This is a genomic window from Komagataeibacter kakiaceti JCM 25156 (genome assembly GCF_000613305.1).
The window spans coordinates 1-2,803 of record NZ_BAIO01000313.1 but is presented as its reverse complement, the minus strand read 5'-3'; the positions used below and the strand labels follow the sequence as shown (position 1 = coordinate 2,803).

Here is a 2,803-nt window from a genome sequence, read left to right as displayed (position 1 = left end):
CTGCGCGCCGAGATCGAGGCACAGGACGCGGCGGGCCGGATCGACACCATCCTGCATGAGCGTGACGAACTGCAATCCGCCATCGCCCGCCTGCGCGGCATGATCGGGCAGCTCAACCGCGAAGGGCGCGAGCGGCTCACGGCCACGTTTTCCCAGATCGACCAGCATTTCCAGTCGCTTTTCGCCCGCATGTTCAATGGCGGCCGCGCGCATCTGGGCATGATCGGCAATGATGACCCGCTACAGGCGGGGCTGGAAATCTATGCGCAGCCGCCGGGCAAGAAACTGGCCACGCTGTCGCTGCTGTCCGGTGGGGAGCAGGCGCTGACGGCGCTTTCGCTCATTTTCGCGGTGTTCCGCTGCAATCCCGCGCCCGTATGCGTACTCGATGAGGTGGACGCCCCGCTGGATGACGCCAATGTGGGGCGGTTCTGTTCCCTGCTGGCCGACATGGTGGCCGAGGCGGGCACGCGCTTCCTTGTCGTCACCCACCACCAGCTGACCATGGCGCATATGGACCGCCTGTATGGCGTGACCATGCAGGAACGCGGGGTCAGCCGCGTACTCTCGGTCGATCTGGAACGCGCCACCGAAATGGTGGATCAGGACCGGCCCGCCGCGCCGTGAACACCTGCCCGTGCGTGCCATGGCACGCACGGGCAGCGTGGGATCAGGGCAGCATGCTGCCGGTTTCGATGAAGCGCTGGTGCCAAGACAGCGCCTCGGTCAGCAGATGCGGGGACTGCTGGCCGAACGAACCCGCGCGGCGCGTTTGAAATAATCCTGCAGCATCGGGCGGTAGTCCGGATGCGCGCAGTTGGCGATGATGACTTCCGCGCGCTGCTTGGGGGACAGGCCACGCAGGTCGGCTAGACCCTGCTCGGTCACGAGTACCTGCGAATCCTGCGTGATGTGATCGACATGCGACGCCATGGGCACGATGGCGGAAATCTTGCCGCCCTTGGCCGTGGATGGGGTCATGAACACGGAAATATAGGCGTTGCGGGCGAAATCACCCGAACCACCGATCCCGTTCTGGATTTTGGAGCCCATGATCTGGGTCGAGTTCACATTGCCGTAAATGTCCGATTCGATCAGACCGTTCATGGCGATACAGCCCAGACGGCGGATCAGGCCGGGGTGGTTGCTGATGTCCTGCGGGCGCAGGATGATCTTCTTCTGGAACTCCCGCATGCGGGAATTGAGCGACTCCGCCGCCTCGGGGCTGAGGGAGAACGCCGTGGCCGAGGCCACCCGCATCTTTCCCGTTTCCAGCATGCCCAGCATGCCGTCCTGAATGACCTCGGTATAGGCGGTCAGGTCATGGAACGGGCCTTCCTCCAGCCCGCCCATCACGGCGTTGGCCACGTTGCCCACGCCGGACTGCAACGGCAGGAGCGAAGGCGGCAGGCGGCCCTTCTTCACTTCATGCTCGAAGAATTCCATGAGATGGCCCGCGATGCCGCGCGCGGTCTGGTCGGGCGGTGAGAACGGGGCGTTGCGGTCGGGGGCGTTGGTCTCGACAATGGCCACGATCTTGGCCGGATCGACCTTCAGCGACGTGCCGCCGATGCGGTCATCGGGCCGCAGCAGCGGAATGGGCTGGCGGTGCGGCGGCAGGGCCGCGCCGTACCAGATGTCGTGCATGCCTTCGAGCGCCGGATCCTGCCAGCTATTGACCTCGACAATGACCTGCTTGGCGATATCCAGCCATGTCTTGCTGTTCCCCACGGAGGAGGACGGGACAATGCTGCCATCCTCGCGGATGGCGGTGGCCTCGATGATGGCGGTATCCATCTCGCCAAAGAATCCAGCCCAGGCCATGGGCGCGACGTGGCTGAGATGCATGTCCAGATATTCGGTCTCGCCCGCGTTGATGCGCGCGCGCAGGCCGGGATCGGAATTGTAGGGCATGCGGAAGGAGACGCCGTTGGCCTTGGCCAGCGCGCCATCAAGCTCCGGCCCGGTGGAAGCGCCCGTCAGAAGCCGGATGCGGTAGTCATTACCCTTGGCGTGCTCGCGCTCCATCAGCGCCGCCAGCGCCTGCGGCACGGCCTTGGGGTAACCGGCGCCCGTGAAGCCGCTGGTGCCGACCGTACTGCCGGGGCGGACAAGGGAGGCCGCCTGCTCGGCGGTAGTGATCTTGGCCCGGAGCGCCGCATTCCGGATTCGGGTGTGGTCGATCATGAACTTTCCCTCAAACTCTTATCGTTATGTCCGGACGGCCTGACCGCGCCGGATATGTCTTATGCCTCAGCCACGGTCCCGGGCGGGCGCCCGCTGGCCCCCCGGGCCTGTCCGGGCAGTCTGGCCGCCACATACGGTGTGGGTATTCCCTTTGCACCTTATGGCCGGGCGCTGCGTTTCACTTCGGCATGACGCAAACATCTGTTCTCCGTCCTGTGGGCCACGTCACAACAAAAAAGTGTGACACCCCCCCGCCCGGACTCCGGTCCGCGCCCACGCGTTGGCCCCATCTGGAAGGCGGAAGATGTGAACGGTGTATTTTTGGTCGGTATTTTTGGCAATATGCTCCCTGTCCCACGGGCGCGTTACCCGGATGCAACCGTTTTGTGTCACTGACGACACATTATTGCCCATCCCCTAGTGCATGGCGGCCAATCTTGTGAATAATAGGAGAGCAGACCCGGCAAGGGACACCCACGCGCGACACCGCCAGCAGGACAGGAGGGTTTTTTCGTTTGAGACGCCGATTTCCCTCTCACCGGCCTGTCATGGCACGGGATGACACGCGCCCGCCGCCCACGGCAAGGAACCCGCCATCGCGCCCGGCCCCGTGCCG

The 2,803-nt window shown here is 64.5% G+C and carries 2 pseudogenes; one reads left to right on the top strand and one right to left on the bottom strand.

Annotated features, from left to right (window positions below):
* Positions 1-627: pseudogene (locus tag JCM25156_RS24260) on the top strand (AAA family ATPase); the annotation flags it as partial.
* A gap of 43 nt (positions 628-670) precedes the next feature.
* Here JCM25156_RS24260 and JCM25156_RS24255 read toward each other — a convergent pair.
* Positions 671-2,187, bottom strand: a pseudogene (locus tag JCM25156_RS24255) (acetyl-CoA hydrolase/transferase family protein).
* Positions 2,188-2,803 lie beyond the last annotated feature (616 nt).